Origin of the sequence: Micromonospora sp. NPDC093277, assembly GCF_044765245.1 — a bacterium.
GTDB lineage: Bacteria > Actinomycetota > Actinomycetes > Mycobacteriales > Micromonosporaceae > Micromonospora.
In genome coordinates, this window is sequence record NZ_JBIWJO010000003.1 from 434,013 (window position 1) to 459,683 (window position 25,671).

At 72.2% G+C, this 25,671-nt stretch carries 22 protein-coding genes; 13 read left to right on the forward strand and 9 right to left on the reverse strand.

Going from position 1 to position 25,671, the window contains the following annotated elements; translation table 11 throughout:
• Window positions 1-37: 37 nt before the first annotated feature.
• Window positions 38-1,879 carry a DNA helicase RecQ gene (gene recQ, locus ACIRG9_RS09925; RefSeq protein WP_402852899.1) on the reverse strand — a complete coding sequence of 614 codons (1,842 nt, stop codon included), beginning with the start codon at window positions 1,877-1,879 and terminating at the stop codon, window positions 38-40.
• Between the two features lie 244 nt (window positions 1,880-2,123).
• On the opposite strand from recQ, the gene rapZ reads away from it, so the two are divergent.
• From rapZ to ACIRG9_RS09965, 8 genes are all read left to right on the forward strand, one after another.
• The gene (gene rapZ, locus ACIRG9_RS09930; protein ID WP_402852902.1) at window positions 2,124-3,062 is read left to right on the forward strand and encodes an RNase adapter RapZ; all 939 of its coding nucleotides are present in this window, start codon (window positions 2,124-2,126) and stop codon (window positions 3,060-3,062) included.
• A complete protein-coding gene (gene yvcK, locus ACIRG9_RS09935; protein ID WP_402852905.1) occupies window positions 3,059-4,045 on the forward strand; it encodes a uridine diphosphate-N-acetylglucosamine-binding protein YvcK in 987 nt (328 codons plus the stop codon). Before rapZ ends, yvcK begins: the two co-directional genes overlap by 4 nt.
• A 54-nt stretch (window positions 4,046-4,099) precedes the next feature.
• Window positions 4,100-5,080 (forward strand): DNA-binding protein WhiA, encoded by a 981-nt coding sequence (gene whiA / locus ACIRG9_RS09940; RefSeq protein WP_402852907.1) that lies wholly within the window; start codon window positions 4,100-4,102, stop codon window positions 5,078-5,080.
• Window positions 5,081-5,345: 265 nt separating this feature from the next.
• Window positions 5,346-6,350, forward strand: coding sequence for a type I glyceraldehyde-3-phosphate dehydrogenase (gene gap, locus ACIRG9_RS09945; RefSeq protein ID WP_402852910.1), 1,005 nt, complete (start codon window positions 5,346-5,348; stop codon window positions 6,348-6,350).
• Entirely contained in the window at window positions 6,347-7,546 is a 1,200-nt protein-coding gene (locus ACIRG9_RS09950) for a phosphoglycerate kinase (RefSeq protein ID WP_402852913.1), read from the forward strand. Before gap ends, ACIRG9_RS09950 begins: the two co-directional genes overlap by 4 nt.
• Entirely contained in the window at window positions 7,547-8,338 is a 792-nt protein-coding gene (gene tpiA, locus ACIRG9_RS09955; protein ID WP_402852915.1) for a triose-phosphate isomerase, read from the forward strand.
• A 94-nt stretch (window positions 8,339-8,432) separates the two neighbouring features.
• Complete coding sequence (gene secG, locus ACIRG9_RS09960; protein WP_091121805.1) at window positions 8,433-8,693, forward strand: preprotein translocase subunit SecG; 261 nt, start codon at window positions 8,433-8,435, stop codon at window positions 8,691-8,693.
• Window positions 8,694-8,823: 130 nt separating this feature from the next.
• A complete protein-coding gene (locus tag ACIRG9_RS09965; RefSeq protein WP_402852919.1) occupies window positions 8,824-9,168 on the forward strand; it encodes an RNA polymerase-binding protein RbpA in 345 nt (114 codons plus the stop codon).
• Between the two features lie 81 nt (window positions 9,169-9,249).
• Here the strand turns inward: ACIRG9_RS09965 and pgl are convergent, their stop codons facing one another.
• From pgl to tkt, 6 genes are all read right to left on the reverse strand, one after another.
• Entirely contained in the window at window positions 9,250-10,020 is a 771-nt protein-coding gene (gene pgl, locus ACIRG9_RS09970; RefSeq protein WP_402852921.1) for a 6-phosphogluconolactonase, read from the reverse strand.
• A gap of 91 nt (window positions 10,021-10,111) precedes the next feature.
• The gene (locus tag ACIRG9_RS09975) at window positions 10,112-11,128 is read right to left on the reverse strand and encodes a glucose-6-phosphate dehydrogenase assembly protein OpcA (RefSeq protein WP_402852924.1); all 1,017 of its coding nucleotides are present in this window, start codon (window positions 11,126-11,128) and stop codon (window positions 10,112-10,114) included.
• Between the two features lie 22 nt (window positions 11,129-11,150).
• Entirely contained in the window at window positions 11,151-12,707 is a 1,557-nt protein-coding gene (zwf, locus tag ACIRG9_RS09980) for a glucose-6-phosphate dehydrogenase (protein WP_402853098.1), read from the reverse strand.
• Between the two features lie 2 nt (window positions 12,708-12,709).
• A complete protein-coding gene (locus ACIRG9_RS09985) occupies window positions 12,710-14,380 on the reverse strand; it encodes a glucose-6-phosphate isomerase (RefSeq protein WP_402853101.1) in 1,671 nt (556 codons plus the stop codon).
• Between the two features lie 53 nt (window positions 14,381-14,433).
• A complete protein-coding gene (tal, locus tag ACIRG9_RS09990; protein ID WP_402852926.1) occupies window positions 14,434-15,636 on the reverse strand; it encodes a transaldolase in 1,203 nt (400 codons plus the stop codon).
• A gap of 16 nt (window positions 15,637-15,652) precedes the next feature.
• Window positions 15,653-17,791, reverse strand: a complete 2,139-nt coding sequence (gene tkt / locus ACIRG9_RS09995; RefSeq protein WP_402852928.1) for a transketolase — start codon at window positions 17,789-17,791, stop codon at window positions 15,653-15,655.
• A 253-nt stretch (window positions 17,792-18,044) separates the two neighbouring features.
• On the opposite strand from tkt, the gene ACIRG9_RS10000 reads away from it, so the two are divergent.
• The 3 genes from ACIRG9_RS10000 to ACIRG9_RS10010 all read left to right on the forward strand — a co-directional run bounded on the left by ACIRG9_RS10000 (window position 18,045) and on the right by ACIRG9_RS10010 (window position 20,519).
• Window positions 18,045-19,004, forward strand: coding sequence for a heme o synthase (locus ACIRG9_RS10000; protein WP_402852929.1), 960 nt, complete (start codon window positions 18,045-18,047; stop codon window positions 19,002-19,004).
• A gap of 252 nt (window positions 19,005-19,256) precedes the next feature.
• A complete protein-coding gene (locus ACIRG9_RS10005; RefSeq protein WP_402852931.1) occupies window positions 19,257-19,592 on the forward strand; it encodes a hypothetical protein in 336 nt (111 codons plus the stop codon).
• Between the two features lie 6 nt (window positions 19,593-19,598).
• Entirely contained in the window at window positions 19,599-20,519 is a 921-nt protein-coding gene (locus tag ACIRG9_RS10010) for a RimK family alpha-L-glutamate ligase (RefSeq protein ID WP_402852934.1), read from the forward strand.
• A 22-nt stretch (window positions 20,520-20,541) separates the two neighbouring features.
• Here the strand turns inward: ACIRG9_RS10010 and ACIRG9_RS10015 are convergent, their stop codons facing one another.
• Together ACIRG9_RS10015 and ACIRG9_RS10020 are read right to left on the reverse strand one after the other, a co-directional pair.
• Window positions 20,542-22,209 carry a right-handed parallel beta-helix repeat-containing protein gene (locus ACIRG9_RS10015; protein WP_402852937.1) on the reverse strand — a complete coding sequence of 556 codons (1,668 nt, stop codon included), beginning with the start codon at window positions 22,207-22,209 and terminating at the stop codon, window positions 20,542-20,544.
• A gap of 85 nt (window positions 22,210-22,294) precedes the next feature.
• Window positions 22,295-23,257: a heme A synthase gene (locus ACIRG9_RS10020; RefSeq protein WP_402852940.1), complete on the reverse strand. Its 963-nt coding sequence runs from the start codon at window positions 23,255-23,257 to the stop codon at window positions 22,295-22,297.
• 97 nt (window positions 23,258-23,354) lie between these two features.
• On the opposite strand from ACIRG9_RS10020, the gene ACIRG9_RS10025 reads away from it, so the two are divergent.
• On the forward strand, window positions 23,355-24,137 hold the full coding sequence (locus ACIRG9_RS10025) for a helix-turn-helix transcriptional regulator (protein ID WP_402852943.1): 783 nt from the start codon (window positions 23,355-23,357) through the stop codon (window positions 24,135-24,137).
• Window positions 24,134-25,564, forward strand: a complete 1,431-nt coding sequence (gene sufB, locus ACIRG9_RS10030; protein WP_402852946.1) for a Fe-S cluster assembly protein SufB — start codon at window positions 24,134-24,136, stop codon at window positions 25,562-25,564. The genes ACIRG9_RS10025 and sufB overlap by 4 nt, the downstream gene beginning before the upstream one ends.
• The last annotated feature ends 107 nt before the right edge of the window (window positions 25,565-25,671 follow it).

Below are 25,671 nucleotides of genomic sequence, written 5' to 3' on the forward strand. Positions count from 1 at the left end.
GACCCCGAACGGGGGTCGGGCCCTTCGGCGTCTCCGGTCAGTCCTCGACCAGCACGCCGAGGATCGCCTCGCCGTACTTGGCGAGCTTGTTCTCGCCGACGCCGCTGACCCGGGACAGTTCGGCCAGCGAGGCCGGCGCTTCGGTGGCGATCTGCCGCAGGGTCGCGTCGTGGAAGATGACGTACGCGGGCACACCCTGCTCCTTGGCGGTGGCCGCCCGCCAGGCCCGCAGCCGCTCGAAGACCGGCGCCGCGTCGGGGGAGAGCTCGGCGACGACGGTGGCCGCGCCTCGGGGCTTCGCCGACCGGGTGGACGCCGGCTTCTCCGGTTCCCGCCGCATGGTGACCGTACGCCGGCGGCCCAGCACCTCGGCGCTCGCCTCGGTCAGCGCGAGCGTGCCGTAGTCGCCCTCGACCGCCAGCAGGCCCTCGGCGAGCAGTTGCCGCACCACGCCCCGCCACTCCGCCTCGCGCAGTTCGCTGCCGATGCCGAAGGTGGTCAGCGAGTCGTGACCGTACTGGTCGACCTTGTCGGTGTGCTTGCCGAGCAGGATGTCGATGCTGTGTCCGGCGCCGAACCGCTGGTTGCGTTCCCGGTCCAGCCGATAGACGGTGGAGAGCAGCTTCTGCGCGGCGACGGTGCCGTCCCAGGACTCGGGCGGCTCCAGGCAGGTGTCGCAGTTGCCGCAGCCCGCCGCCTCGGTCTCGCCGAAGTATTCGAGGAGCTGCGCCCGGCGGCAGCGGACCGTCTCGCAGAGGGCCAGCATCGCGTCGAGGTGGGCGGCCAGGTTGCGCCGGTGCGCCAGGTCGCCCTCGGAGGTCTCGATCATCTTCCGCTGCTGGACCACGTCCTGGAGGCCGTACGCCAGCCAGGCGGTCGACGGCAGGCCGTCCCGCCCGGCGCGGCCGGTCTCCTGGTAGTAGCCCTCCACCGACTTGGGCAGGTCCAGGTGGGCGACGAAGCGTACGTCGGGCTTGTCGATGCCCATGCCGAACGCGATGGTGGCGACCATGACCAGCCCGTCCTCGCGCAGGAAGCGCTGCTGGTTGGCCGCCCGGGTGGCCGCGTCCAGCCCGGCGTGGTACGGCAGCGCCGGCACGCCGTTGGCCACCAGGAACTCGGCGGTCTTCTCCACCGAGGCACGGGACAGGCAGTAGACGATCCCGGCGTCGCCGGGGTGTTCGTCGCGCAGCAGGCTCAGCAGCTGCTTGCGCGGCTCCCGCTTGGGCACGATCCGGTACTGGATGTTGGGCCGGTCGAAGCTGGCCACGAAGTGGCGGGCGTCGGTGAGCTGGAGCCGGGTGGCGATCTCGGTGCGGGTGGCCCCGGTCGCGGTGGCGGTGAGCGCGATCCGCGGCACCCGCGGCCAGCGCTCGTGCAGCATCGACAGGTTGAGGTAGTCGGGACGGAAGTCGTGCCCCCACTGCGAGACGCAGTGCGCCTCGTCGATCGCGAACAACCCGACCCGTCCGCGTTCCAACAGGGCGACGGTGGAGCGGACGGCAAGCGCCTCCGGGGCGAGGTAGAGCAGGTCCAACTCCCCGGCGAGGAAGGCCGCCTCCACCCGCCGCCGCTCGGTGAGGTCCTGGGTCGAGTTGAGGAACCCGGCGCGGACGCCGACCGCGGTGAGCGCGTCGACCTGGTCCTGCATGAGCGCGATCAGCGGGGAGATCACCACCGCGACGCCGTCACGGACCAGCGCGGGGATCTGGTAGCAGAGCGACTTGCCGCCCCCGGTCGGCATCAGCACCAGCGCGTCGCCGCCGGCCACCACGTGCTCGACGACCTCCTGCTGGAAGCCCCGGAAGGCGTCGTAGCCGAACACCCGGCGCAGCACCCGCAGGGCGTCCTCGGTCCGCTGATCGGTGGGGGAGACCATCCGCGCAGTCTACGAGCGTCCTGCGACAGCACCCGGACGCGGCGGCCGCGCGCCGTGGACCGGGCGGACGGGCCGGTCGGGCTGTCGGCAGTACGACAGGCCAGGGACAGTCGCTGGCAAACCGGACAAGTCGCTGTTCCGGTCGTCACCCCGTGGAATCCCGTACGGGGGCGCAGCCGTTAGAGTCGCAGACTGACCACGCGCGGCCGACGGGTCGCGGCGCCACAGCTTGGGGGTGTAGCAGGTGAGCGAGGCGCGGACGGCGGGAGACCTGGTACCGGCCGGTACGGAGACAGCCGTGAGCCGGCCGGGGCCGGCCGAGGCGGACACCACCCTGGTGGTGGTCACCGGCCTCTCCGGCGGCGGCCGGAGCACGGTCGCCCGGGCACTGGAGAACGTCGGCTTCTACGTCGTCGACAACCTGCCCCAGGCGCTCATGCTCGACATGGCCGAGCTGGCCTTCAAGGCCGGCGGCGCGACCCGGCGTACGGCGATGGTGCTGGACGTGCGCTCGCGCGCCTTCTCCACCGACCTGGCCGGGGCGATCCGGGAGCTGCGCGAGCGTGGCTTCCAGCCCCGGGTGGTCTTCGTCGACGCCGACGACGAGGTGCTGATCCGTCGGTTCGAGAGCGTCCGGCGCTCCCACCCGTTGCAGGGCGACGGGCGGCTGGCCGACGGGATCGCCGTCGAGCGTGCCCTGCTGGAGGAGGCCCGGGACCAGGCTGATGTGATCATCGACACCAGCCACCTCAACGTCAACCAGTTGCGGCGGCGGGTCGAGGAACTGTTCGGCGGGGAGGACTCCCGCCGGCTGCGGATCACGGTGCTCTCGTTCGGCTTCAAGTACGGCCTCCCCCCGGACGCCGACTTCGTGATGGACGCCCGGTTCCTGCCCAACCCGTACTGGGTGCAGGAGTTGCGCGAGCATACCGGGCGCGAGGCGGCCGTCAGCGCGTACGTGCTGGGCCAGGAGGGTGCCGAGGCCTTCGTGACCGGGTACGCCGACCTGGTCAACGCCACCACCGCCGGCTTCGAGCGGGAGGGGAAGCGCTACCTGACCGTCGCCGTCGGCTGCACCGGCGGCAAGCACCGCAGCGTCGCGATCGCCGAGGAACTGGCCGCCCGGCTGCGTCAGTCCGGCATCGCCGCGAACGCCCAGCACCGGGACCTGGGGCGGGAATGAGGCCGGTCAGGGTGGTCGCCTTCGGCGGCGGGCACGGGCTCTCGGCGTCCCTGCGGGCACTGCGGCACTGCGTACCCGAGTTGGACCTGGACATCACCGCCGTGGTCACGGTGGGCGACGACGGCGGCTCCAGCGGCCGCTTACGGGCCGAGCGCGGCGGGCTGCCCCCGGGGGATCTCCGGCAGGCGCTGGTCGCGCTGGCCGGCGACCACCCGGCCACCCAGCGCACCGCCGGCCTTTTCCAGCACCGTTTCGCCACCGCGGCGGACCCGGTCGCCGGCGGGGCGGCGGCCGACGTGCTCGTCGGGCACGCGGTCGGCAACCTGGTGCTGCACGGGCTGATGGAGCTGTTCGGCGACCCGGTGGCGGCGCTCGACCACGCCGGCGCGATGCTCGGCGCGGTCGGCCGGGTGCTGCCGATGTCGCGTCAGCCGGTCAACATCGTGGCCCGGGTGCGCGGCGCCGACCCGGACCGCCCCGACGAGGCACGCACGGTGCGGGGCCAGCACCAGGTGGCGGTCACCACCGGCCGGGTCGAGGCGCTGCGGCTCACCCCCGTCGCGCCGGCCGCCTGCGCCGAGGCGGTGGCCGCGGTACGCCGGGCCGACTGGCTGATCTTCGGGCCGGGCAGCTGGTACACCAGCGTACTGCCGCACCTGCTGGTGCCGGGGCTGGCCGACGCGATCGTCTCCAGTCCGGCGCGGCGGCTGGTGACGCTCAACCTGGTGGCGGAGAAGGAGACCCTCGGGCTCTCCCTGGCCGACCATCTGGACACCCTGCGGCGCTACCTGTCCGAGCTGAAGGTGGACATGGTGCTGGCGGACTCGAAGGCGGTGGGTGATCCCGTGGCGGTCGAAGGTGCGGCAGAATCACTGGGTGCCCGGCTGGTCCTCGCCCCCATCGCCGTCCGCGACGGCACACCCCGACATGATCCAGCCGCCCTGGGTGCCGCCCTGGTGCCTGTCCTGGGCGCCGATCGTTAGACACGTACGTAATCACCGGCGACACGCCGGTACCGGTCCGTGAGGGGGCGCACTATGGCGATGACGGCTGCGGTCAAGGACGAGCTGAGTCGGGTCGACGTGCCCAAGCCCTGTTGCCGGCGGGCGGAGATGGCCGCCCTGCTGCGCTTCGCGGGCGGCCTGCACATCGTGTCGGGTCGCGTGGTGGTCGAGGCGGAGCTGGACACCGGCGCGGTCGCCCGGCGGCTCCGCCGGGAGGTCGCCGAGGTCTACGGTTATCCGAGCGAGATCCACGTGCTCGCCTCCGGCGGGCTGCGCAAGGGCAGCCACTTCATCGTACGGGTGGTGAAGGACGGGGAGGCGCTGGCGCGCCAGACCGGTCTGCTGGATGTGCGTGGCCGTCCCGTGCGCGGGCTGCCGCCGCACGTGGTCGCCGCCAACGTCTGCTGCGCGGTCTCCGCCTGGCGGGGGGCGTTCATGGCGCACGGCTCGCTGACCGAGCCGGGCCGCTCCAGCGCGCTGGAGATCACCTGCCCGGGGCCGGAGTCGGCGCTCGCCCTGGTCGGCGCCGCCCGGCGGATCGGGATCACCGCGAAGAACCGCGAGGTGCGGAACGTGGACCGGGTGGTGGTCAAGGACGGCGACGCGATCGCCGCCCTGCTCACCCGGATAGGGGCCCACTCCAGCGTGCTGGCCTGGGAGGAGCGGCGGGTGCGCCGCGAGGTGCGGGCCACCGCCAACCGGCTGGCCAACTTCGACGACGCCAACCTGCGCCGGTCGGCCCGGGCCGCGGTGGCCGCCGCCGCCCGGGTCACCCGGGCGCTGGAGATCCTCGCCGACGACGCCCCCGACCACCTCACCTCGGCCGGGCGGCTGCGTCTGGAGCACCGGCAGGCCTCGCTGGAGGAGCTGGGCGCCCTCGCCGAGCCGCCGCTGACCAAGGACGCGATCGCGGGCCGGATCCGCCGGCTGCTCGCGCTGGCCGACAAGCGGGCCAGGGACCTGGGCATCCCGGATACCGAAGCGGCCGTCACGCCCGACATGCTCGTGGTCTGATAGGACGGTGGGGCGTCATTCCGCTGGCGGGATTCACCACCCGCCGCAGCGCGACGTCGCGCGCTCGGATAAGGTCGCTGCGTACGGCAAGGGGGCCGACACAAGGCACTCCTCGCCGTACTCACCGCCTCGGGCGGTCAGGTCCTGAGGACCGCGGCGGGGTGGCCGAGATGAACCGTCAACGGCCGGCTCCAACGGTCGGCGCACACACCTCCGCCGGCCCAGGTCTGACGCCGGCGGACCAGAACGCGAGGAGATGGGACCTGTGACCATCCGGGTTGGCATCAACGGCTTCGGCCGCATCGGCCGCAACTTCTTCCGGGCAGTGCTGGCGTCCGGTGCTGACATCGAGGTCGTGGCGGTCAACGACCTGACCGACAACGCGACGCTCGCCCACCTTGTCAAGTACGACAGCATCCTGGGGCGCCTCCCGCACGAGGTGAAGGCCACCGACGACGAGATCAGCGTGGGCGGCCACACCATCAAGGCGTACGCCGAGAAGGACCCGGCCAAGCTGCCGTGGGGCGAGGCCGGCGTCGATGTCGTCATCGAGTCCACCGGTTTCTTCACCGACGCCACCAAGGCGAAGGCGCACATCGACGGCGGGGCCAAGAAGGTCATCATCTCCGCGCCGGCGAAGAACGAGGACGTCACCGTGGTCATGGGCGTCAACCAGGACCAGTACGACCCGGCCAAGCACACCATCATCTCGAACGCCTCCTGCACCACCAACTGCCTCGCCCCGATGGCGAAGGTGCTGCAGGACACGTTCGGCGTCCAGCAGGGCCTGATGACCACCATCCACGCGTACACGCAGGACCAGAACCTGCAGGACGCGCCGCACAAGGACCTGCGCCGGGCCCGGGCCGCCGCGCTCAACATCGTGCCGACCTCGACCGGTGCCGCGAAGGCGATCGGCCTGGTCCTGCCGGAGCTGAAGGGCAAGCTGGACGGTTACGCGCTGCGGGTGCCGATCCCGACCGGCTCCGCCACCGACCTGACCGTCACGGTCGGCCGGGAGACCACCGTGGACGAGGTCAACGCCGCGATGAAGGCCGCCGCGGCCGGCCCGCTCAAGGGCATCCTGGTCTACAACGAGGACCCGATCGTCTCCGCCGACATCGTCACCGACCCGGCGTCGTGCATCTACGACGCGCCGCTGACCAAGGTGATCGGCAACCAGGTCAAGGTCGTCGGCTGGTACGACAACGAGTGGGGCTACTCGAACCGCCTCGTCGACCTGGTCAAGCTGGTGGGTAGCTCGCTGTGAGCATCCGCAACCTCGACGATCTGCTCGCCGAGGGGGTGTCGGGTCGGCGCGTGCTGGTGCGCGCCGACCTGAACGTCCCGCTCGACAAGCAGACGGGTGAGATCACGGACGACGGTCGGATCCGGGCTGTGCTGCCGACCCTGAGCGCGTTGGTCCAGGCCGGCGCCAAGGTGGTCGTCTGTTCGCACCTGGGTCGGCCGAAGGGCGCGCCGGACCCGCAGTTCAGCCTGCGTCCGGTCGCCGGGCGGCTCGGCGAACTGCTCGGCGCCCCGGTGCACTTCGCCGAGGACACCGTCGGCGACTCGGCCCGCGCCTGCGTGCAGGGGCTGGCCGACGGTCAGGTCGCGCTGCTGGAGAACCTCCGCTTCAACAAGGGAGAGACCAGCAAGGACGACGCCGAGCGGGGCGCTTTCGCCGACCAGCTCGCCGCCTTCGGTGAGGCGTACGTCGACGACGCCTTCGGCGCCGTGCACCGCAAGCACGCCAGCGTCCACGACGTGCCGGCCCGGCTGCCGCACGTCGCCGGCCGGCTGGTGCTGCGCGAGGTGGAGGTGCTCAGCAGGCTGACCGCCGACCCGGACCGGCCGTACGTGGTGGTGCTGGGCGGTTCCAAGGTCTCCGACAAGCTCGCCGTGATCGAGGCGCTGCTGCCCACGGTCGACCGGCTGCTCATCGGCGGCGGGATGTGCTTCACCTTCCTCAAGTCGCAGGGCCACGAGGTGGGCTCCTCGCTGCTGGAGGAGGAGATGGTCGAGACCTGCCGCAACCTCATGGAACGCGCGCCGGGCAAGATCATGCTCCCGGTCGACGTGGTGGCGGCGGACGCCTTCGCCCCGGACGCCGCGCACGACACCGTGCCCGCCGACGGCATCCCGAGCCACCGGCTGGGCCTGGACATCGGCCCGGAGACGGTGGCCGGCTTCGCGGCCGCGCTGTCCCAGGCGAAGACCATCTTCTGGAACGGCCCGATGGGCGTGTTCGAGATGGCTGCCTTCGCCAACGGCACCCGGGGTGTCGCCGAGGCGATCACCAAGGCGGACGCGTTCAGTGTGGTCGGTGGCGGTGATTCTGCCGCCGCGGTCCGGGCGCTGGGCCTGGACGAGGCTGCTTTCGATCACATCTCCACCGGTGGCGGCGCCTCCCTGGAATACCTGGAGGGCAAGACCCTCCCCGGCATCGCGGCCCTGGAGAGCTGAATGGCGAGCACCCCCCGTCGGCCGTTGATGGCCGGCAACTGGAAGATGAATCTCAACCACCTTGAGGCCAACCTGCTGGTGCAGAAGCTGGCCGCGAGCCTCACCGAGCAGCAGCTCACCGACGTCGAGACGGTGGTCCTGCCGCCCTTCACCGACCTGCGGACCGTGCAGACCGCGGTGGACGGCGACAAGCTGCTGATCGGCTACGGCGCGCAGGACCTGTCGCCGTACCAGTCGGGCGCGTACACCGGGGACATCTCCGGGCCGATGCTCGCCAAGCTGGGCTGCACCTATGTCGTGGTCGGCCACTCCGAGCGGCGGCAGTACCACCAGGAGGACGACGCGCTGGTCAACGACAAGGTGAACGCCGCGCTGTCCAACGGGCTCACCCCGATCCTGTGCATCGGCGAGGGCCTGGAGGTCCGGGAGCAGCTGCGGCACGTGCCGCACTGCTGCGACCAGCTCGACGGCGCGCTCCGGGGGCTCACCGCGGAGCAGGTCACCAAGGTCGTCGTGGCGTACGAGCCGGTCTGGGCGATCGGCACCGGCAAGACGGCGACCCCGGAGGACGCCCAGGAGGTCTGCGGCGAGGTTCGCAAGCGGCTCGGCGAGACCTTCGACGAGGCGACCGCCCAGCAGGTCCGGATCCTCTACGGCGGCTCGGTCAAGGCGGCGAACATCGCCGCGATCATGAGCCAGCCGGACGTGGACGGGGCGCTGATCGGTGGCGCCAGCCTGGACGCCGAGGAGTTCGCGCAGATCTGCCGGTTCCCGGAGCACATCGCTCGCTGATCGCTCGCTATCCTTGACGCTGCCCGTCCAACGGTCGGTGCCACCGTGCCCGACAGGACGGGCAGTGATCGCAACGAGAGGATTGACCCCCGCCATGCCGATCTGGTTCGCGTACACGATGATCGTGTTGTTGGTCATCACGAGCGTGCTGCTCACCCTGCTGATCCTGCTCCACCGCGGCAAGGGCGGCGGCCTGTCGAGCATGTTCGGCGGTGGGGTCAGCTCCAGCCTGGCCGGCTCCTCGGTCGCCGAGAAGAACCTCGACCGCTACACCGTTCTGGTCGGGATCGTCTGGTTCGCGTGCATCGTCGGGATCGGGCTCTGGCTCCGCCTCCAGCTCAGCAGCGGAGCCTGAGCAGCCCGTCGAGTCGTACAATCTGCGCGCGGTCCGTCACGGATCGCGCGCAGATTCTTTTTGCGCTGCACCGCGTCGCCCGTCGCCCGTCCCCCCGCGCGGCGGCCCCCTCCGACGACAGGAGCAAGCAGTGCCGAATGGCAACGTCATCCGCGGCACCCGGATCGGTTCCGCCCCCGAGCGCTTCGACCGGTTCATCGAGCCGGCCCCACGCCGCCCGGTCACCTACTGGTGCCGCAACGCCCACCGCGTGCAGTTCCTCATCGCCGCCGAGGCGGAGACGCCGCCGGCGTGGGAGTGCCCGCGCTGCGGCCAGCCGGCCGGGCCGGACCGGGGGAACCCGCCGGGCGGGCACCGCGCGGAGCCCTACAAGACCCACCTGGCGTACGTGCAGGAGCGGCGTACCCCGGAGCAGGCGGAGGCGCTCCTCGCCGAGGCCCTGGCCACGCTGGCCCGCCGTCGCGGCCGGTCCTGAGCCACGGCGTCGCCGACCAGGTCGCCAGTTGGGAAGGGACCCCTGCTGTACCGCAGGCGTTAAGGGGCCCCTCCTCACCGGTCAGCGCAGGCTGCGGAAGCGGGGCGGCACGTCGGCCGCCGCCGCCCGGTCGAGCAGCCAGAGGGTACGGGACACCCCGTGCACCCCGGCCGCCGGCAGTTGCACCGGCCCGGCGCCGGCGAGAGCCATGCCCACCGCCCGGGCCTTGTCCGCGCCGGCGGCCACCAGCCAGACCTCCTCGGCGGTGTTGATCGCCGGCAGGGTCAGCGTGGTCCGCACCGGCGGCGGCTTCGGGCTGCCGCGTACCGCGCTGACCGGCCGGTTGTCGTGGTGTACCGGGTGCTCAGGAAAGACCGACGCCACATGCCCGTCCTCGCCGACGCCGAGCATCAGCACGTCGAAGTGGGGCAGCGTGGCGTTTCCCGGCCGGGCGGCCCGGGCGAGTTCCTCGGCGTACCCGGCGGCGGCCGCCTCCGGGTCGTTGCCGGCCGGCCCGTCGGCGGCCGGCATCGGATGCACCCGCGTCGGGTCCAGCGGCAGCACGGCCAGCAGCGCCTCCCGGGCCTGCGTCTCGTTGCGCTCCGGGTCGCCGGCCGGCAGGAACCGCTCGTCGCCCCACCAGAGGTCGACCCGGGACCAGTCGACCGCGTCCCGGGCCGGTAGCCGCACCACCGCCCGGTACACCGCCGCGGCGATCCGCCCGCCGGTCAGCACCACCGACGCCTGGCCCCGATCCGCCTGCGCGTCGAGCAGCTTCACCACCAACCGGGCCGCCACCGCCTGCGCCAGCAGGTCGGGGTCGGCGTGTACGGCGACACTCGCCTCACTCATGTCGTGCCTTCGTGTTCCGACCGCCCCACGGCGGTCACCTGACTGTCCGACCGCCGTTCGGTCCGTGTTTTCGCCGTGACGGCGGGCCGGCTCACCCGTTGGCGGTCGCGCCGGCGTGCGCGGTGACCCCGGCCTCAGCCCGTTGAGCGGTCGCCGGATCCTTCCACACGTGCACTCGCTTGCCGGGGCGCTGATCCAGCCCGGAGATGCCGGCGACCGCGCCGAGCGCCTCCGCGTAGACCTGGTCGGCGTCGAGGCGGCGCAGTTCCTCGGCCAGCTCGTCGCCGAGCGGGCGGCGGACCAGCGGCAGGGCCCGGTCCTCCTGGCCGGTACGCCGGAAGGTCGCCATGCTGTCCTCCCGGGTCAGCACCAGCTCGTCGCCGTTGGCGCAGCGCAGCCCCACCTCGCGCATCCGGGGGAACTCGTCGGTGGGCTCCCAGACCGGGTCGATGTGCAGCCGGGCGGCGAGCCAGCCGCGCATCAGCGCCGCCGTCGGATCCCTGCGCGGCGCCACCACCGTCGCCTCGGTGATCCCGTACTCGGCGGTGTCGAACGCCCCGGCGACCAGGGTGCGCCACGGGGTGATCCGGGTCCAGGCCAGGTCGGTGTCGCCCGGAGCGTAGTCCACGGCCCGCTGCCGCAGCGCGGCGACCGGGTCGGCGGCCTGCGCCGAGTCGGTGATCCGCCGGTCCGCCACCACGCCGAGGAAGTCGGTCGCGATCTCCTCCGGCGGCTCGCCGTGCCACCACGTCACCACCGGCACGTCCGGCACCAGCAGCGGCATCACCACCGACTCGGCGTGCAGCGCGAGGCGGCCGTACATCCGGGTCACCACCGCCTCGCACGGGCCGAGCCGGCCGCCGACGACGATCTCCGCGTCCAGGCGGTTGCGGTCCCGCTCGACCTCCGAGCGGACCACCACGAGCAGCCGGCACGGGTGGGCCGCGGCGGCTATGGTCGCCGCCGCCTCCGCCTCCCGTACCCGCTTCTCGTCCACCACGACGATCAGGGTGAGCGCCATGCCGCTGGCCACCCCGCCCGCGCTGCGCCGTTCGGCGGCGAGCGCCTTGACCACCTCGTTGCCGGTGGTGTCCCACAGCCCGATCAACGGATCCTCCAGGTCTGCTCGGTCATGCCCGCCGCCAGGACCGGCCGTCGCGGGCCAGCATCTCGTCCGCTGCCCGCGGGCCCCACTCGCCGGCCCGGTACGGCTCCGGTTTGTGGCCCGTCCAGGCGCGCTCCAGCGGGTCCACCACCTGCCAGCTCTGCTCCACCTCGGCGGCGTCCGGGAACAGCGTCCGGTCACCGATCAGCACGTCCAGCACCAGCCGTTCGTACGCCTCGGGGCTGGACTCGGTGAACGCCTCGCCGTACTGGAAGTCCATCGCGATGTCGCGAACCTCCATGGCGGTGCCCGGCACCTTCGAGCCGAACTTCAGGACCACGCCCTCGTCGGGCTGGACCCGGATGACGAGCTGGTTGTTGCCGAGCGACTCCACGTCGGCCGGGTCGAACGGCAGGTGCGGTGCCGTCTTGAAGATGATCGCCACCTCGGTGACCCGCCGGGGCAGCCGCTTGCCGGCCCGGATGTAGAACGGCACCCCCGCCCAGCGCCGGTTCTGGATGCCGAGCTTGACGGCGACGTACGTCTCGGTGGTGGAGTTCTCCGGGATGTCCTTCTCATCCAGGTAGCCGACGGCCCGCTCGCCGCCGACCCAGCCGGGCAGGTACTGGCCCCGGACGGTGTCCCGGGAGATGTCGCCGGGCACCGTGATGGCCTTGAGCACCTTCAGCTTCTCGGCGCGGATCTCGTCGGCGTCGAAGCTGGTCGGCTCCTCCATCGCCACCAGGGCGAGCAGTTGCAGCAGGTGGTTCTGGAGCACGTCCCGGGCGGCGCCGGCCGAGTCGTAGAAGCCGGCGCGGCTGCCGATACCGACGTCCTCGGCCATGGTGATCTGCACCGAGTCGACGTACTTCGAGTTCCACAGCGGCTCGAACAGGTTGTTGGCGAACCGCAGGGCGAGGATGTTCTGGACGGTCTCCTTGCCCAGGTAGTGGTCGATCCGGAAGACGTCCTTGCGGGTGAAGACGTCGTCGACCAGGTCGTTGAGCGACTTGGCCGAGGGCAGGTCGTTGCCGAACGGCTTCTCCACCACCACCCGGCGCCAGCCGCCGGACTTGGCGTTGTCGGCCATGCCCGTCCGGGCGAGCTGCTTGAGCACCACGGGGAAGGCCGCCGGGGGGATGGAGAAGTAGAAGGCGGCGTTGCCGGGGATGCCCTGGGTGTCCCGCAGCTCGTCGAGGGTGGCGGCGAGCTGGTCGAAGGCGGCGTCGTCGTCGAACGAGCCGCCGACGAACTTGATGTGGCCGGCCAGCCGCGCCCAGACCTCCTCCCGCCACGGGGTGCGGGCGTTCTTCTTCGCCGCCTCGTAGGCCAGCGACTCGAAGTCGCCGTCGCCCCAGTCCCGCCGGGCGAAGCCCAGGACCACGAAACCGGGCGGCAGCAGCCCCCGGTTCGCCAGGTCGTAGACCGCCGGCAGGAGCTTCTTGCGGGCCAGGTCACCGGTGACCCCGAAGATCACCAGAGCGCACGGCTCCGGGATCCGTGGCAGCCGTCTGTCCTGAGGGTCGCGCAGCGGGTTCACGCTTCCTCCTCGCTCCGCTGATGTCACGTCAACGTCAATCATCGTCACGTCCGTGTCCGTCCGGCAGCATCCAGCAGCTGGGCGACGCCCGCCGCCCGCTCGGTCAGGTGCAGGCGTAGCACGGGTCGCCCCCGGTCGGCCAGGGCCTGCCGGTCGCCGGCCGCCTGGGCCGCCTGCAGTTCCCCGAAGGTGTACGGGCGGCCGGGCACCGGCAGATCGTCGGTGACGGCGCCGGTCACCTGAAGGTGGCTGCCGACCGGGGGGCCGCCCTTGTGGTACTGCCCGGTCGAGTGCAGGGACCGTGGCCCCCACCCGAAGGTGACCGGTCGTGCGGTGGCCCGGGCCAGCAGTTGGCGCAGCCCGGCCACCGCCGCGTCCGCCTGCCGGTCGAGGTACGCCGTCACCGCGAGGTAGCCGTCGCCGGTGAGCCCGTCGAGCAGCCAACGCAGCGCGTCGGCCAGGTCGGCGGGGGCGCCGGCCGGGGCGTACGCCTCGACCGCGCCCTCGGTGAACGACGGTGTCTCCACCGCCGGACCGGTGGCGAGGATACGGGCGCAGTGCTCCTTGCTCTCGGCGACGTCGGGCTGGTCGAACGGGTCGACGCCCAGCACCGCCGCGGCGATAGCGGTGGCGTACTCCCAGGTGAGGAACTGGGCGCCGAGGGGGCCGTTGACCGCGACGTCGGCGGCGCCGGGCGGCACCACGCCCGGGGCGAGGGCCCCGCCGAAGCTCACGGTGAGGATGCCCGGGCCGGTGGCGCCGGGGGCGTCCGGCGACTCCACCACGACGGGCAGGATCCCCATTCCGGCCTTGCCGGTCGACTCGGCGAGCAACTGCTCGGCCCAGTCGCCCAGCCCGTCGACGCCGGTGCCGTCGGCCACCAGGGCGACCGTGCCCCGGCCGGTGGCGGCCGCCGCGCCGAACGCCACCCCGAGGGCCAGGCCCGGATTGTCCCGGTGGTGGGCCAGCGGGCCGGCCAGCGCGTCGGCGTCGTCCAGGAGGTCGGCCACGGCGACCCCGGCCAGTGCCGAGGGGACCAGGCCGAACGCGGTGAGCGCCGAGTATCGCCCGCCCACGTCCGGGTCGGCGACGATGGTGACCACGCCCATCTCCGCGGCGACCGCCTCCAGCGGCGAACCCGGGTCGGTGACCACCACGAAGTGCCGGGCGGCCTCCGCCTCGGTCATCCCGGCGTCGAGGAACGCGTGCCAGTACGCCCGCCGGAGGCTGTCCGTCTCCACCGTCGAGCCGGACTTGCTGGCGAGCACCACCACGGTGCGGTCGAGCCGGTCGGCGAGGGCCGCCCGGACCTGCCCGGGATCGGTGGTGTCCAGCACGGTCAGCGGCCGGCCAAGGGTCCGGGCGATGGTCTCCGGGGCGAGCGACGAGCCGCCCATCCCGGCGAGCACCACGTGGTCCAGGTCGGCCAGCTCCTCGATCAGCTCGGCGAGCTGGGGGAGCAGCTCCCGGCTGCGCCGGTGGGTGTCCAGCCAGCCGAGGCGTACCTTCGCCCCGGTCTCGGCCCCGGGTCCCCAGAGGGTGGGGTCCTTGGCGGCGAGCCGGGCGGGGACGTCCCGGGCGATCAGGGTGTCGCGTATCGACGCGGAGGCGGCGGGGTCGACCGCGTCCGCGCCGCGTACGGCCAGCCCGGCGGCGGCGTCCGCCGGGCCGGCCAACAGGTCGCTGGCGACGCCACCCGGGTCCGGGTGGGCGATCGCGGCGCGGGGCGTCCCGGGGCGGTGCCCCGGGGCGCTTCCGACGCCGTCCGTCACGCGTTGCCCCCGGCCTGCTCGGCGGCCCGAGCGTTGCCCTTGGCGGCCTGCCCCGGCGTCCCGGTGCCCCGGGCCGCCTCGGTGAGGGACTTCCGCACCCCGTCGAGCAGCTCCACCCAGCTGGCCTCGAACTTCTCCACGCCCTCCCGTTCGAGGACGGCGATCACGTCGGCCATGTCCACGCCGACCGCCTGGAGGTCGGTGAAGACCTTGTGGGCGTCGTCGAAGCAGCCGGTGATGGTGTCGGACCGCACCTCTCCGTGGTCGGCGAAGGCGTGGATGGTCGCCTCCGGCATGGTGTTGACCGTGCCGGAGGCGATCAGCTGCTCGACGTACATGACGTCGCGGTAGTCGGGGTTCTTGGTCGAGGTGGAGGCCCAGAGCGGACGCTGCGGGTGGGCGCCGGCGTCGGCGAGGGCCTGCCACCGGTCGGAGGCGAAGACCTCGCAGTAGCGCTCGTACGCGAGTCGGGCGTTGGCGATGGCGGCGCGTCCCTTCAGTCCCAGCGCACGCTCCTTGCCTGCCGGGTCCGCGGCCTCGCCGGCCATCCGATCAAGTCTCTTGTCCACCTCGCTGTCGACCCGGGAGACGAAGAACGACGCGACCGAGCCGATCTTGGCCAGGTCGTGGCCGTTCGCCTTCGCCTGCTCCAGGCCGGCGAGGAACGCCTCCATGACCTGCGAGTATCGGTCCAGGCCGAAGATCAGGGTGACGTTGACGCTGATCCCCTGGGCCAGGGTGGCGGTGATCGCCGGCAGCCCCGCCTCGGTGGCGGGGATCTTGATGAACAGGTTGGGCCGGTCGATCAGCCACCACAGCGCCCCGGCCTCGGCGACGGTCTTCTCCGTCTCGTGGGCCAGCCGCGGGTCCACCTCGATGGAAACCCGGCCGTCGACTCCCGCGCTGGCGTCGTACGCCGGGCGCATCACGTCGCAGGCCCACCGCACGTCGTACGTGGTGAGCATGCGGACCGCCTCTTCGACGTCCACCCCGCGGATTGCCAGGTCCTTGAGCTGCCAGTCGTACTCGTCGGCGGCGCTCAGTGCCTTGGCGAAGATGGTCGGGTTGGAGGTGACCCCGACCAGGTGCTTCTCCCGGCGCAGCTGGTCCAGCCCGCCGGAGCTCAGTCGTACCCGGGAAAGGTCGTCGAGCCAGATCGCCACACCCGTGGCGCTCAGCTCACCCAGCCTGTCGGTCATGCCGTCCACGCTCCCCTCAGTTGCCGGTCGTGTAACCGGTGATGTCGCCCACCCGGGTCAGTGCCGCGTGCGCGGCGGCCACGATCCGGTCGGGGGTGAACCCGAACTGCTCGAAGAGCACGGTGTGCGGGGCGCTCGCCCCGTAGTGCTCCAGGCTCACGCTCTCGCCGCTGTCCCCGACGATCCCCCGCCAGGACATGGCGATGCCCGCCTCCACGCTCACCCGAGCCTTTACCCCGCGCGGCAGGACCGACTCCCGGTACGCCTCGTCCTGCGCGAAGAACCACTCCTGGCAGGGCATGGAGACGACCCGGGTGGGGGTGCCGTCGGCCTCCAGCCGCTCGCGGGCGGTGAGGCAGAGCTGCACCTCGGAGCCGGTGCCGACGAGGATCACCTGCGGGCTGCCGGTGGACGCCTCGGCGAGCACGTAGCCGCCCTTGGCGGCGCCCTCGGCGCCGGCCAGCTCGGTGCGGTCCAGGGTCGGCAGCGCCTGGCGGCTGAGTGCCAGCGCGGTCGGCCGGTCGGTGTGCTCCAGGGCCTGCCGCCACGCCCACACGGTCTCGTTGGCGTCGGCCGGGCGGACCACGTCCAGGCCGGGGATGGCGCGCAGCGCGGTCAGGTGCTCCACCGGCTGGTGGGTCGGGCCGTCCTCACCGAGGCCGATCGAGTCGTGCGTCCAGACGTAGACCACCGGCAGCTTCATCAGCGCGGCGAGCCGCACCGAGGGCCGCATGTAGTCGCTGAACACCAGGAAGGTGCCGCCGTACGGGCGGGTGCCGCCGTGCAGGGCGATGCCGTTGAGGATCGCGCCCATGGCGTGCTCGCGGATGCCGAAGTGCAGGGTGCGGCCGTATTCGTCGCCGGGGAAGTCCTTGGTCGCGTGTACCGCCGGGATGAACGACGGCTCACCCTTCATGGTGGTGTTGTTGCTCTCCGCCAGGTCGGCGGAGCCGCCCCAGAGCTCCGGCAGCACCGGGGCGAGGGCCTCCAGCACCTTGCCGGAGGCGGCCCGGGTGGCGACGCCCTTGGCGTCGGCCGGGAAGGTCGGCAGCGCGTCGGCCCAGCCCTCGGGGAGCTGGCGCAGGGCCGTCCGGTCCCAGAGCGCCTTGCGTTCCGGGTTGGCCTGCGCCCACGCGTCGAACGTGGTGGTCCACGCCGCCTGGGCCGCGGCGCCGCGCTTCATCACCTGGCGGGAGTGCTTGAGGACCTCCTCGTCGACCTCGAAGGTTCGCTGCGGGTCGAAGCCGAGGATCTCCTTGGTGGCCTTCACCTCGTCGGCGCCGAGCGCCGAGCCGTGGATCTTGCCGGTGTTCTTCTTGTTCGGCGCGGGCCAGCCGATGATGGTGCGCAGCGCGATGAAGGAGGGGCGGCCGGTCTCCGCCCGGGCGGCCAGCAGCGCCTGGTGGAGCGCCTCGACGTCCTCGTGGTAGTCGCCCTGGTCGGCGTCGCCGCGGCGCCAGTCGACGGTCTGCACGTGCCAGCCGTACGCCGTGTAGCGGGCGGCGACGTCCTCGCTCAGGGCGATGCGGGTGTCGTCCTCGATCGAGATCTCGTTGTCGTCGTAGATCACGCAGAGGTTGCCGAGCTGCTGGTGGCCGGCGAGGGCGCTGGCCTCGTGGCTGATGCCCTCCTCGATGTCGCCGTCCGAGGCGATGCACCAGATGTTGTGGTCGAAGGGGGACTCGCCGGCCTCCGCCGCCGGGTCGAACAGGCCGCGCTCGCGGCGGGCCGCCATGGCCATGCCGACCGCGTTGCCGAGGCCCTGGCCGAGCGGGCCGGTGGTGGTCTCCACGCCCGGGGTGTGCCCGTGCTCGGGGTGGCCGGGGGTGAGCGAGCCCCACTGGCGCAGCGCCTTCAGGTCGTCCAGCGACAGCGGGTAGCCGGCGAGGAAGAGCTGGATGTACAGGGTCAGGCTGGAGTGCCCGGCGGAGAGGACGAACCGGTCCCGGCCGGTCCAGCCCGGGTCGGCCGGGTTGTGCCGCATGACCCGGTTGAAGAGCAGGTACGCCGCCGGGGCGAGGCTCATCGCCGTACCCGGGTGGCCGTTGCCGGATTTCTCCACGGCGTCCATGGCCAGCACGCGGACCGTGTCGACGGCCCTACGGTCGAGGTCGGACCAGTTGAGAGCGGGAAGCTCGGGTCGGTTGGCAGCCACTAGTTGTGCTCCTCGGCAGATGGGCGGAACCCTCACCGATGACCCTATCGAGCGGTCCTAAACGTGCGCCCAGGGATCTCTTCCGTACGGTCCGACCGGATCGGTCGTCGACCGCGGACTGTGACGGCCCGCACCGTCGTCGGGTCTCGGGGGCAGCGAAAACGACGACGCGTAGTCTGTGGGTCGGTGTGTGGACCCGGACGGGTCCGGACCGACCCGACCTCCCCCTGCCGAAGCCGGAAGGTGGCAATCCGTGAGCATGATCACCGAGCGCCCCGTCAGCAACCCTGGCGGCCAACCGCCGGTGGGCACGGTGGCCGAGGAGGCGGCGAACGGCCAGCGGGGGGTGCGGGCGGTGGTGGCCGCGTACGTGGCCCTCACCAAGCCGCGGATCGTCGAGCTGCTGCTGGTCACCACGGTGCCGGCGATGATGCTCGCCCACGGCGGCATGCCCTCGCTCTGGCTGGTGGCTGTGGTGCTGGTCGGCGGCTCGCTCGCCGCCGGCGCGGCGAGCGTGCTCAACTGCTACATCGACCGCGACATCGACCAGTTGATGCGGCGCACCAAGCGCCGGCCGCTGCCCGCGCACACCGTGTCGCCACGCAGCGCGCTGATCTTCGGTCTGGTGCTGGCGGCGGTCTCGCTGGCGCTGATGGCCGCGTTGACCAACTGGCTGGCGACGGGGCTGACCCTGGCCGCGATCGCCTACTACGACCTGGTCTACACGCTCTGGCTGAAGCGGACCACGGCGGCGAACACCTTCTGGGGTGGCATCTGCGGTTCCGCGCCGGTGCTGATCGGCTGGGCCGCGGTCACCGGCTCGCTGGCCCCCGCCGCGTGGGCGCTCTTCGCGGTGGTCTTCTTCTGGCAGATGCCGCACTTCTACGCGCTGGCGATCAAGTACAAGGCCGACTACGCCCGGGCCGGCGTGCCGATGCTGCCGGTGGTGGCCTCGGTCCGGCGGGTGAACGCCGAGATCCTGATCTTCTCCTGGCTGACCCTGATCTCGTCGCTGGCCGTCTGGCCGCTGGGGATGAGCCCCATCTACGGGGTGACCGCGCTGGTTGTCGGCGGCGTCTTCGTCGTCGAGGCGCACAAGCTCTGCCGGCGCGCGGCGCGCGGCGAGGCGGTCAAGCCGATGCGGCTGTTCCACTGGTCGACCACCTACCTGACCATCCTCTTCGCGGCCGTCGCGCTCGACGCCCTGCTCTGACCCGGGCCCGGCGTTTGACCGGGTGGATGGGACATCGCAGGTCGAGCGGTTCGTCACAGTCTTTTTCGGGTTGAGCGAACTTGGCTCAACCCGGACAGAATGTGACGATCTTGCCTGTCCGCTTGGTGTCGACTTAGTGCGACATAGCCGGGCAAGTTGCCTGTGGTCTTCCTTAAGCCGGCAGGTAATTGGCATCACAATTAGTTCATCGTTCTCGCACATGTGGGTGCAAGTCTGCTTAGGCTTCGCGTCATGGCAGATGGTTCCGATACGACGCTGACGGCCGAACAGACCGTCGCCAACCAGTCCCCCGACGGCCTGGTTGCCGGCATCAAGTCGTTCGCCGCCGGACACGGCGGCGCGAAGGCGGTCATCGAGTACGTCGGCAAGCGCGGCGCCCGGATCGTCCTCGTGGGCTCCGACGGGGAGTGGGCCGACCAGTTCGCCGACGGCACCGACATCGCGCGGCAGGCGTGCGCCACGGCCGGAGTCACCGTCGAGAACGCCTGGGAGCGTGAGCTGATGGACCAGATGCGGCCCAGCAACGACCTCTGGCGGTCGATGGCCCGGCGCACGATGGCCCGTTGACATAAATTGACCAACCACCACCAGCCGGCCCGGGGGGAACCCCGGGTCGCTCTCGTCACCTGCTCCGCCCTGCCCGACCTCGACCCGGACGACCGGCTCGTGCTCGCCCCGCTGGCCGCCCGCGGCGTCGCCGCCGAGGCGGCGATCTGGGACGACCCGGCCGTGGACTGGTCCGGGTACGGCCTCGTCGTCCTCCGCTCACCCTGGGACTACGCGCGGCGCCGCGACGAGTTCGTCGCCTGGGCGCAGACCGTGCCCCGGCTGGCCAACCCGATCGACGTGGTCGGCTGGAACACCGACAAGCGGTATCTCGCCGAACTCTCCGCCGCCGGCGTGCCCACCGTGCCGACCGTCTGGATCGAGCCGGGGGAGACCTGGGCGCCGCCCGACGACGCCGGCGAATACGTGATCAAGCCGGCGATCAGCGCCGGCAGCCAGGACACCGGCCGGTACGACCTGGCCGACCCGGAGCACCGGGAGCTGGCCGCGGCGCACGTGCGGCGGCTCACCGCAGCCGGCCGGGTCGCCATGGTCCAGCCGTACCTGCGCGCGGTGGACACCGCCGGCGAGACCGCGCTGCTCTTCCTCACCGGGCCGGAGGGCCTCGCGTTCAGCCACGCGATCCGCAAGGGGCCGATGCTGACCGGCCCCGACCTGGGCGTGGCCGAGCTCTACAAGGAGGAGCGGATCGACCCCCGCGCGGCGCTGCCCGACCAGCTCGCGGTGGCGCAGCGGGCCCTGGCCGCCGTCCCGGGCGGCCCGGACCGGCTGCTCTACGCCCGGGTCGACCTGATTCCCGGCCCGGACGGCGCACCGGTCCTGGTCGAGCTGGAGCTCACCGAGCCGAGCCTGTTCATCGGGTACGCCGACGCCGCCCCCGACCGCCTCGCCGCGGCGATCGCCACCCACCTGGCCCGCCGGTCCTGACCCGGCGGGCCCGGCCCGGCCCTCACTCCACGTTCTCGTGGTTGTGGTCCCAGCGGCCGCGGGTCAGGGGCGTCTCCAACCGGACGGCGGCCTCGGTGCCGGCGAAGTCGTTGTCCTCGATCCGGCAGGAGAGGCAACTGCCTGCCGCGGTGACCCAGAACCCGTACGTCTGGGTCTCCTCGTCCCGGTTCCAGATCCGGTTGCCCCGTATCGAGGCCGACTCGAGCCGGGCGTTGACGGTGATCCCGGCCCGGACAGCCGGGCCGGCCGGCAGCTCGTACGACGTGCCGGGCGCCGGGGTCGCCTCGTTCCATCCGGTCGCGCCGTCCGGCCGCACCTCGGCGAGGGACAGCTCCGTGGCGGTGTTGGCCGCCACCACGGCGACCCGCGAGTCGACCCGGACCGTCTTGCCCCGGTGCCCGTCCCAGGGCCAGTCCGCCGCGCCGTCGACCACCGAGCGGGGTCCGTAGCGCACCGCGTCGCCACCGCCGCGGTGCGCCGGGGCGGAGCGCCGCCCGTTGTCGCGGATCCGGTTGCCGAGCACCGTCGCGTCGATCATGGGCCGGTCGATGCGGATGCCGTCCAGGGCGTTGTCCCGGATGTCGTTGGCCTCGATCACCACGTCCGCCGCCGGGCCCCGGTAGCCGTTGCCCAGGTCGTGCTCGTGGTAGCCGTATCCGCCGTTGCGGGTGATCCGGTTGCCCCGCACCGCGTACGCGCCCGGGGTGTTGCCCATGCTGATCCCGTCGCCGACGTTGCGGTCGATGTCGCAGCCGGTCAACAGGCCACCCCGGCCGGCCACCCCCGAGGTGCCGTTGGCGGAGACGTCGAACCCGGCCTCCAGGTTGTTGGTGAGGGTGCAGGCGGACACCACGAGGCCGTCGGCTCCCCAGTCGGAGATGCCGAACCGGTTGGCCTGGCTGTGGCACCCGATGATGCGGAAGCCGCGTGGCGGCGACCAGTGGTCCTTCTGCAGCTCCAGGAAGATCCCGTTGGTGCCGTTGCCGACCGTGGTGCAGTTGGCGATGGTGAGCCGCTCCACGTCGCCCCAGCCGCCGATGCCGACGCCGATGCCCGCGCCGCCCATCTGCTCGCCGTTGTCGAGGCGGCCGCAGCCCACCACGACCACCCCGTCGATCAGGCTGTCCTGCAGGAAGTCGCAGCCGAGCCCGGTCGCCCCGGTGTGGTGGATGTAGAGGTTGCGGAACACGCCGCGCACCACGTACTGCAGGCCGAGGCCCTTGGCGAGGTAGTTGTACTCGGCCATGCCGACCCCCGAGCCGTCGATCTCGAAGTCGGCAAAGGTGCAGTCGGCGATGTGCCGGTCCCGGTCCGCACCGTGCTGCACCGATGTCCAGTAGGCCAGCGGCACCGGGTCGCCGCGGTTTCCCTCGTTGCTGAGCAGGAAGCGGGTCGCCGCGGAACCGGCGCCGATCAGCGACACGCCGCTGCGCCACACGGTGCCGGCGTCCCGGATCGAGTAGATGCCGGGCGGGCAGTAGATCACCCGGGCCCGCCCGTCGGCGGCGTATCCCTCGCCCAGCCGGTCCACCAGTGCCGCCAGCGCCGGCTGGTCGTTGGTCACCCCGTCGCCGGTGAGCCCGAAGTCGCGCGCATCGCACCACAGCGGCGCGCCGGCGACCGGGGCGAGCCGCTGCGGGACGGTCGTGGACAGGCCCTTGCGCGACAACCGGCACTCCCCTCGACGCGGACGGTCCGTCGGCGGACCGCATTCCCGCAGCCGCCGAGGGGTAACCCGCGCCGCGGGGCGCCGGTCAGGCCGCCGCGGGGACCGGCTCGGCGGCCGGGCTGGGCCGGGTCGGCGGCGCGGCCGGGCGGCGCTCCCGGGTCGACCAGAGCATCGCCAGGGTGGCCAGCAGCACCAGGCAGGAGCCGAGCATGTGCGCGGCGACCAGCGCCCCCGGCAGGTGGGTGAAGTACTGCACGAAGCCGATCAGGCCCTGGCCCAGCTCGACCGCGACCAGCACGGCGGCGGCCCGGGTGGCCCGCGCGGCGCCCACCGCGCGGAACGCGAAGACCAGCGCCACCGAGAGGCCGATCAGCAGGAAGACCCCGTCGGCGTGCACCTGGGAGATCGACTCCGGGTCGAGGCCGTTGCGGGCCGCGCCCTTGTCGCCGGCGTGCGGGCCGCTTCCGGTCACCCAGGTGCCGACCACCAGCACTGCCGCGCTCACCAGCGTGGTGAGCAGGGCGAGGGCGCGCAGCGGCGCCGGCACGGTGGGCGTCGCCGGCGCGTCCGGCTCGCCGGTGCGGCGCCAGAGGGCGTACGCGGCGGCGATCACCGCCATCGAGGCGAGGAAGTGCAGCCCGACCACCCACGGGTTGAGGTCGGTCAGCACGGTGAACCCGCCGATCACCGCCTGCGCGGGGATGCCGAACAGCACGGCGACCGCCATCGGCAGCAGCCCGCGCGGTCGGGTCCGCTGGGCCAGCACGGCGAGCACCACGGCGAGGGCGATGATGCCCACCGCGAAGGTGAGCAGCCGGTTGCCGAACTCGATCATCCCGTGCACGCCCATCTCCGGCGTGGTGTGGTACGACTCGTCGGTGCACCGGGGCCAGGTGGGGCAGCCGAGGCCCGAGGCGGTGAGCCGGACCGCCCCGCCGGTGACCACGATCGCCACGTTCGCGATGATCGAGGCGTATGCCAGGCGGCGCAGCAACGCGGGGGAGACCAGGAACCGGACGGAAGGCTTCACGCAGCGAATCCTACGCACCGTAGTGGACCACGATCGGGTGACTCTGCCGCCTCGGTGTCGGGAATCACCGGGACCCGGTTTGCGGCCCTCCGCCGAATTACGTAACGTTGCCGTTGTGAAAAAGGCGGCGGGGCTCTCCGGACGCCAGGCCGACGGCATCGGGCCGCGGCGTGGCGAGCTGGCGTTGTCGCAGGCCGCGTCCACCGACCTTTCCACCCGGGACCGGGTCACCCAGCTGTTGCTGGAGCGCGGCGCGATCACCGCCGCCCAGCTCGGCTCGGCGCTCGGGCTCAGCCCCGCGGCGATCCGCCGGCACCTCGACGCGATGCTCGCCGACGGCGACGTGGTCGCCCGCGAGCAGGTCGTGCGGGGCAGCCGGGGCCGGGGCCGCCCGGCCAAGGTGTTCGTGCTGACCGAGGCGGGTCGGCTGCGTTGCGGGACCCACCACTACGACAACATCGCCACCGCCGCGCTGCGCTGGATCGCCCGCACCGGGGGTGCGGAGGCGGTCGAGGCGTTCGCCGCCGAGCAGGTGAGCGCGCTGGAGGAGCGCTGCCAGGCCGCCATGGAGGACGCCGGCGACGACCCGCTCGCCCGGGCGGAGGCGCTCGCCGGGGCGTTGACCGCCGAGGGCTACGCTGCCAACGCGTCGACGATCGCCTCCGGTGGCCAGCTCTGCCAGCACCACTGCCCGGTGGCGCACGTGGCCGCCGAGTTCCCTCAGCTGTGCGAGGTCGAGACCACGGTGATCTCCCGTCTGGTCGGCACCCACGTGCAGCGCTTGGCCACCATCGCCCACGGCGACGGGGTGTGCACCACGCACATCCCGGCCCAGCCACGTAAGAGCCCGGGCGCCCAGTCCGGTAACACCGTCACCACTGTGAGGACAGATAGATGACCGAGCAGATCGTCCAGCCCCTGACCCAGGAGGAGCAGCTCGCCGCCCTCGGTCGCTACGAGTACGGCTGGGCCGACCCCGACGTCGCCGGTGCCTCCGCCCAGCGCGGCCTCAACGAGGCGGTGGTACGGGACATCTCGGCCAAGAAGAACGAGCCGGCCTGGATGCTCGACCTGCGCCTGAAGGGCCTGCGGCTGTTCGGGCGCAAGCCGATGCCGTCCTGGGGCGCCGACCTGACCGGGATCGACTTCGACAACATCAAGTACTTCGTCCGGTCCACCGAGAAGCAGGCCGCCAGCTGGGAGGACCTGCCCGAGGACATCAAGAACACCTACGACAAGCTGGGCATCCCCGAGGCGGAGAAGCAGCGGCTGATCGCCGGTGTCGCGGCGCAGTACGAGTCCGAGGTCGTCTACCACAAGATCCGCGAGGACCTCGAGGAGCAGGGCGTCGTCTTCCTGGACACGGACACCGCGCTCAAGGAGCACGAGGACCTGTTCAAGGAGTACTTCGGCACGGTGATCCCGGTCGGCGACAACAAGTTCGCCGCGCTGAACACCTCCGTCTGGTCCGGTGGCTCGTTCATCTACGTGCCGAAGGGCGTGCACGTGGAGATCCCGCTGCAGGCCTACTTCCGGATCAACACGGAGAACATGGGCCAGTTCGAGCGGACGCTGATCATCGTCGACGAGGGCGCGTACGTGCACTACGTCGAGGGCTGCACCGCGCCCATCTACTCCTCCGACTCGCTGCACAGCGCCGTCGTGGAGATCATCGTCAAGAAGAACGCCCGGTGCCGCTACACGACCATCCAGAACTGGTCGAACAACGTCTACAACCTGGTCACCAAGCGGGCCGTGTGCCACGAGGGCGCGACCATGGAGTGGATCGACGGCAATATCGGCTCCAAGGTCACCATGAAGTACCCGGCGGTCTACATGACCGGCGAGCACGCCAAGGGCGAGGTGCTCTCGGTCGCCATGGCCGGCGAGGGCCAGCACCAGGACGCCGGCGCCAAGATGGTGCACGCCGCGCCACACACCTCCTCGACGATCGTGTCGAAGTCGATCGCCCGGGGCGGCGGCCGCACCTCCTACCGCGGCCTGGTGCAGGTGCTGGAGGGCTCCAACAGCAGCCGGAGCACGGTCAAGTGCGACGCGCTGCTGGTCGACACCATCTCCCGCTCGGACACCTACCCGTACGTCGACATCCGCGAGGACGACGTGTCGATGGGCCACGAGGCGACCGTCTCCAAGGTCAGCGAGGACCAGCTCTTCTACCTGATGAGCCGGGGTCTGAGCGAGGACGAGGCGATGGCGATGATCGTGCGCGGCTTCATCGAGCCGATCGCCAAGGAACTGCCGATGGAGTACGCCCTGGAGCTCAACCGCCTGATCGAGCTCCAGATGGAAGGCGCCGTCGGCTGATCCGACCGCGAACTCCGACCCGACGGATCGGGCCGCGACCAGCCCGACCCGTCGCGCCGGGCCGCGACCAGCCCGACCCGCCCTCCGATCAATCGCTGAACAGACCA

Bases quoted from the DNA above. Each gene is read 5' to 3' on its own strand.
- yvcK (WP_402852905.1), top strand. From the start codon at position 3,059: ATGAGGCCGGTCAGGGTGGTCGCCTTCGGCGGCGGGCACGGGCTCTCG.
- whiA (WP_402852907.1), top strand. From the start codon at position 4,100: ATGGCGATGACGGCTGCGGTCAAGGACGAGCTGAGTCGGGTCGACGTG.
- recQ (WP_402852899.1), bottom strand. From the start codon at position 1,879: ATGGTCTCCCCCACCGATCAGCGGACCGAGGACGCCCTGCGGGTGCTG.
- ACIRG9_RS10005 (WP_402852931.1), top strand. From the start codon at position 19,257: ATGGCAGATGGTTCCGATACGACGCTGACGGCCGAACAGACCGTCGCC.
- zwf (WP_402853098.1), bottom strand. From the start codon at position 12,707: ATGATTGACGTTGACGTGACATCAGCGGAGCGAGGAGGAAGCGTGAAC.
- sufB (WP_402852946.1), top strand. From the start codon at position 24,134: ATGACCGAGCAGATCGTCCAGCCCCTGACCCAGGAGGAGCAGCTCGCC.
- tal (WP_402852926.1), bottom strand. From the start codon at position 15,636: ATGACCGACAGGCTGGGTGAGCTGAGCGCCACGGGTGTGGCGATCTGG.
- secG (WP_091121805.1), top strand. From the start codon at position 8,433: ATGCCGATCTGGTTCGCGTACACGATGATCGTGTTGTTGGTCATCACG.
- tpiA (WP_402852915.1), top strand. From the start codon at position 7,547: ATGGCGAGCACCCCCCGTCGGCCGTTGATGGCCGGCAACTGGAAGATG.
- pgl (WP_402852921.1), bottom strand. From the start codon at position 10,020: ATGAGTGAGGCGAGTGTCGCCGTACACGCCGACCCCGACCTGCTGGCG.